Source organism: Microbacterium sp. zg.Y909 (assembly GCF_024626565.1).
The window spans coordinates 1-5,029 of sequence record NZ_JANJFJ010000323.1; the positions used below are offsets into that span (position 1 = coordinate 1).

The 5,029-nt window shown below is 68.1% G+C and carries 5 protein-coding genes and 1 pseudogene; 1 reads left to right on the forward strand and 5 read right to left on the reverse strand.

Annotated features, from left to right (window positions below; translation table 11 throughout):
• A pseudogene (locus tag NQ160_RS18195) lies at positions 1-698 on the reverse strand (2-isopropylmalate synthase); the annotation flags it as partial.
• 199 nt (positions 699-897) lie between these two features.
• Between NQ160_RS18195 and NQ160_RS18200 the strand changes: the two are divergent.
• Positions 898-1,566 (forward strand): hypothetical protein, encoded by a 669-nt coding sequence (locus NQ160_RS18200; protein ID WP_257516541.1) that lies wholly within the window; start codon positions 898-900, stop codon positions 1,564-1,566.
• Positions 1,567-1,606: 40 nt separating this feature from the next.
• Here NQ160_RS18200 and NQ160_RS18205 read toward each other — a convergent pair whose 3' ends face one another.
• The 4 genes from NQ160_RS18205 to NQ160_RS18220 all read right to left on the reverse strand — a co-directional run.
• Positions 1,607-2,545, reverse strand: coding sequence for an NADP-dependent oxidoreductase (locus NQ160_RS18205; protein ID WP_257516542.1), 939 nt, complete (start codon positions 2,543-2,545; stop codon positions 1,607-1,609).
• Entirely contained in the window at positions 2,545-3,444 is a 900-nt protein-coding gene (gene era / locus NQ160_RS18210) for a GTPase Era (protein WP_257516544.1), read from the reverse strand. Before era ends, NQ160_RS18205 begins: the two co-directional genes overlap by 1 nt.
• Positions 3,445-3,453: 9 nt before the next feature.
• Positions 3,454-4,428: a choloylglycine hydrolase gene (gene bsh / locus NQ160_RS18215; protein WP_257516543.1), complete on the reverse strand. Its 975-nt coding sequence runs from the start codon at positions 4,426-4,428 to the stop codon at positions 3,454-3,456.
• A 91-nt stretch (positions 4,429-4,519) separates the two neighbouring features.
• Positions 4,520-5,029: transporter associated domain-containing protein (locus NQ160_RS18220; protein ID WP_306853706.1), on the reverse strand; the 510-nt coding region annotated here is incomplete at its 5' end.

Consider the following 5,029-nt stretch of genomic DNA (forward strand, 5'->3'; position numbering starts at 1 on the left):
TCGGCGTAGACGTTCGGGGTGGCCATCTCCACCGTCGCCGGCAGGTTGATGATCACCTTGCGGTCGGGAGTCGGCTCGAAGACCTCGATCACCTGGTTGCAGATCTCGACGGCGAACTCGAGCTCGGTCCCGGTATAGCTCTCCGGCGAGTACTCGTAGAAGACCTGGGTCTCGGGGATGCGCTTCTCGAACTCGCGACACAGGCGCGCGCCTTCGAGGGCGATGTCGATGACGCCCTGCTTGTCGGTGCGGAACACGACGTCGCGCTGCAGCACGCTGGTGGAGTTGTACAGGTGCACGATCGCGCGCTTCGCGCCGGCGATCGACTCGTACGTGCGCTCGATGAGGTGCTCACGCGCCTGCGTCAGCACCTGGATGGTCACGTCGTCGGGGATGAGGTCCTCTTCGATCAGCTGACGCACGAAGTCGAAGTCCGTCTGGCTCGCCGACGGGAACCCGACCTCGATCTCCTTGTAGCCCATGCCGACGAGCAGCTCGAACATGATGCGCTTGCGCTCGGGGCTCATCGGGTCGATGAGGGCCTGGTTGCCGTCCCGCAGGTCGACGGCGCACCAGCGCGGTGCGGTCGTGATGCGGTTGTCCGGCCACGTGCGGTCGGGCAGGTCGACGCGGAACTGGTCCTGGTATGCCCGGTACTTGTGGATCGGCATGCCGGACGGCTTCTGGGTGTTGTCCATGGTCTTCGCTTCTTCTCTCGCCGGGGAGGCGGGCTCAAGGCTATACGGGCCGACCAGAAGCTCCGCGACGAGAGGGCCCTAGAACGAGGACTCGTCGCGGCAGCTAAGAAGCAGAAGCGTGCCCGCGCGCATGTGTCGATGTTAGCAGGATGCCGTGTCGTTGATGTCGTGCAGGACAGAACGCCATCAGGCTCGGGTGATGAACCTGCCGAATTCCAGCAGAATGCTCAGCGTCGTCGGCATCCTCGTGGCATCCGTCGTACTCGGCACTGCGTGCGCGCCCGAGACTTCCGGTACTCCCACCCCTAGCTCTGCGTCAGCGTCAGCGTCGCCGGAGCCCGCGACGCCCGACACCACGGCGGTGCCGCTGGGCGCGGTGTGGCCCGATCCGCCCGTGGGCGAGGTCGTAGCCGAGGGGACTGTGCTCGACGCCAACGGTGTGGTGGTGCTCTGCCTGGGTGCTGTGGCCGACTCCTCTCCCCCGCAGTGCAGTGGGACCCCACTCGAGGGGTGGAGTTGGGACGGCGTCGGCGGTGCGCAGGCGGCGGATGTCGTCTGGGGGACCTATACGGTGCAGGGGATGTACGACGGCGAGCGCATCACCGTGACGCAGACCCCAACGCCGGCGGCTCACCGGGAGCCCGCGCCCGAGGCCACCGTCACCGATGACGCCGAGCGGAAGCGACTGACCGCCGTGTGGCAGCAGATCGTCGACCGCATCGGAACCCGAACCATCTCGACCCACATCGACTCCGACCGGGTGGAGGTGCACGTCGTCTGGGACGACGGCACCCTGCAGGATGCCGCCGACGCGGAGTTCGGCGACGGCGTGGTGGAGGTCCGATCGGCCCTGCGGTCGGCGGGCTGAATGTCGGTTCTGCAAGGGGATCAGCGGACCCGGGAGCCGGTCAGGGGACGAGGGCCAGCTTGCCGCCGGGGTGGCCGGACAGCAGAACCTGCAGTGCGTCGTGCAGGCGTTCGAGCGGGAAGACGCCCGCGATCGGCACCCCGAGCTCCCCCGCCCCGGCGAGGTCGATGAGCTCGGACCGCACGCCGTCACGGTAGGCGGCGCTCGCCGGCATCCCACCGGCGATGCGGCGGATGCCGAGGCTCTCCGCCTCGCCGGTCGCGGCGATCGTCACGATGCGCGACGGATCGGCGACGACCTCGAGCGAGACCCGCAGGGCCTCGTCGGTCCCCGCTGCGTCGAGCGCGGCGACGACGGGGGCTCCCTCCGCGGCATCCCGCACCCGCTCCAACAGCCCTTCGCCGTACGCGACCGGAACCCCGCCGTAGCGACGCACCCGTTCGAACGACGAGGGCGACGCCGTTGCGATCACGCGGGCGCCGAGTCGCCGCGCCAGCTGCAGCACCGCCACGCCCACCGCGCCGGACCCGCCGTGCAGGAGGACGGTCTCCCCCGGCACGACGCCCGTCACGTGCAGCAGCTCGGATGCCGTCGTGCCGGCCAGCAGCAGGTTCGCCGCCTGCGGGTGCGTCAGCGACGCGGGCTTGGCGAACACCGCGTCGGCAGGGACGGTGAGCTCGGTCGCGTATCCGCCGCTGATGCGGAAGGCCAGCACCTCGTCACCCACCGCGGCGGCGCCGGAGGCGATCTCCGTGGCCGGTCCGATCGCCGTCAGCACGCCGGAGACCTCGTACCCGATCGGGACGGGCAGGGACAGGCCGGGCCGCTCCGCGGCCACGTGCTTCACGTCCGCCGGGTTCATCCCCGCGGCCGCCATCCTGATCGTGACCTCACCGTGGAGGGGCGCCGGGACCTCGACGTCGACGAGCTCCCAGCCCTCCGGTGGGCCCCAGCGCGGCGCCTCCCAGCGGTGGGCCATCAGAACCCGAGGCGCCCGAGCTGCTTCGGGTCGCGCTGCCATTCCTTGGCGACGCGCACGTGCAGCTTCAGGAACACCCGGCTCCCGATCAGCGGCTCGATCTGGGCGCGGGCGCGGGCGCCCACGTCGCTCAGCCGTGAACCCCGGTGACCGATGATGATCGCCTTCTGGCTGTCGCGCTCCACGACGATGCTCGCGAAGATGTCGGTGAGGTCGCTGTCCTCGCGCTGGGCGATGTCGTCGACCGTCACCGCGATCGAGTGCGGCAGCTCGTCCCGGACTCCCTCGAGCGCCGCCTCGCGGATGATCTCCGCGATGCGGTCCTCGGTCGACTCGTCGGTGACGACGCCTTCTTCGTACAGCGCCGGTCCCGGCGGCATGAGCGAGAGCAGTTCGTCGGCGAGCACGTCGAGCTGGTTGTTCGTGAGCGCGGACAGCGGAATCACCGCGTGCCAGTCCTCACGCAGCGCATCGACCTCGATCAGCCTCTCGGTGATCTGCTCGCGGCTGCCCACGTCGGTCTTGGTCACGATTGCGACCTTCTTGGCGCGCGGGTAGTTCGACAGCGACTCCGCGATGCGGCGGTCTCCGGGCCCGACCTTCTCGGTCGCGGGGACGCAGAACGCGATGACGTCCACGTCACCCAGCACCTGTTCCACGAGATCGTTCAGACGCTCGCCGAGCAGGGTGCGGGGTCGATGGATGCCGGGGGTGTCGACGATCACGAGCTGGCCGTCCGGCCGGTTCAGGATGCCGCGGATGGCTCGCCGCGTCGTCTGCGGCTTGTCGCTGGTGATCGCGACCTTCTCGCCGACCAGCGCGTTGGTGAGGGTGGACTTGCCCACATTGGGGCGTCCGACGAAGGTGACGAAGCCGGAGCGGTGGACGTTCTCGTCGATGCGAAACTCTCAATTCTGCATATGGATCTGCTGCCCCTTGATCAGGGGGTAATCCACCAGTGTAGTTGCGTCGAGATCCTCCTTGTGCATGTCGACGCCGGTGACCTGGCTGTTCTCATACGTCGTGTAGTAGTAGATCCCCTTGTCGGTGTTGCAGCACGACGAGTAGATCGTGATCTCGAACTTGCCCGGCTCCACCTCCACCAGGCCGCGCTGCTGCGCCACGGATCCGAGGATCTGGAAGAACTGGCTGATCGATTCCGATTCGGAATCCCCCGACACCGAGTTCATCTTCGTGAAGACGGCCTTCACGAAACGGGATGCCGACGACAGATCGCCGGGCAGGCCGATGGCCCCCATCCCCCGGCTGTAGACGTCGAAGTCCAGTTCCGGGGCGAAGGTGTTCTCCGGGGGGTTCTTCGTCAGGTGCATGAAGTTGTTGAGGTTGAACGACTGGATGTCGAAGGTGGGGTTGTTGGTCATGATCCCGTACGGGTTGTCGTACACCTTGAGTCCCTCCTTCACGCTCTCGACGGTGATCGAGCTGTCCCTGTCGCTGATGATCCAGTGCAGGGGCGATGGCGGGAACTCGGCGCTGAACGCAGCATCGATCACGACCAGGTCCGCGAGCGCGGCCCGCACCTCGGTGACGCTCTCGAACTGCGCGAGAACCCACGGGATGAATTCGAACGACGCGACGTTCGTCTTCGACGGGTCCTCCTGCTTGTAGTCGGCGTTTCCGGGGAAGTTGAGCCCCGCCATGCTGAGGCCCTTCTCGTTCGTCGCGTCGTAATACAGCGGGTAGCCGTCGGCGATGTTCGCCATGCCGATGATGGCGTGGTGCGTTGCGAGCGTCGGCACCTTGCGGAACTCGAACGGGAAGTTCCGCGGGGTGATCGTGACCGTCTCGTGGTACGAGAACTCGAGGTCGAGATTGCGCCCGAAGTAGTGGTCCTTGGTGGTGTAGTTCGCGCCTGTGCACATATGACGACCTCCGATGTCGCGGTGTCCGGCTGGTCCGGTAGCGCAACAGTAGGGGCGCTCGTGCGCGCGCCGCTACGGGTCGCGCGGCGCGCTACGAGGACTGCGTGGCTTCGGCCTCGCCGCGGCGGTCGACCCGCACCTCGCCGGTGCGCGCCCGGGCGATCTGCCCCGTGCGCGGACCACGCGCGGCGTTGTCGTCCGCGTTCTCGAGCGGTTCCGCCCGCTCAACGAACACCGTCGCGAGCCCGCGCCCACGGCCGCGCGAGGCGCCGCCGGTGAGTACGAGACCCTGCGTCTCGGCGGTGACGCCGGGCATGGGGACGCGTCCCAGAGCCTTGCCCAGCAGTCCGCCGATCGAGTCCACTTCGTCGTCCTCGAGCTCGATGCCGAACAGCTCGCCCACTTCGTCCAGGCCCAGGCGCGCACTGACCCGGAACCGGCCCTCCCCGAGGTCGACCACCTCCGCGGCCCGCGCGTCGTATTCGTCGGCGATCTCGCCGACGAGCTCCTCGATGAGGTCCTCGAGGGTCACCAGGCCCGACACTCCGCCGTACTCGTCCACGACGAGGCACACGTGCACGGCGTCGCGCTTCATCTGCTG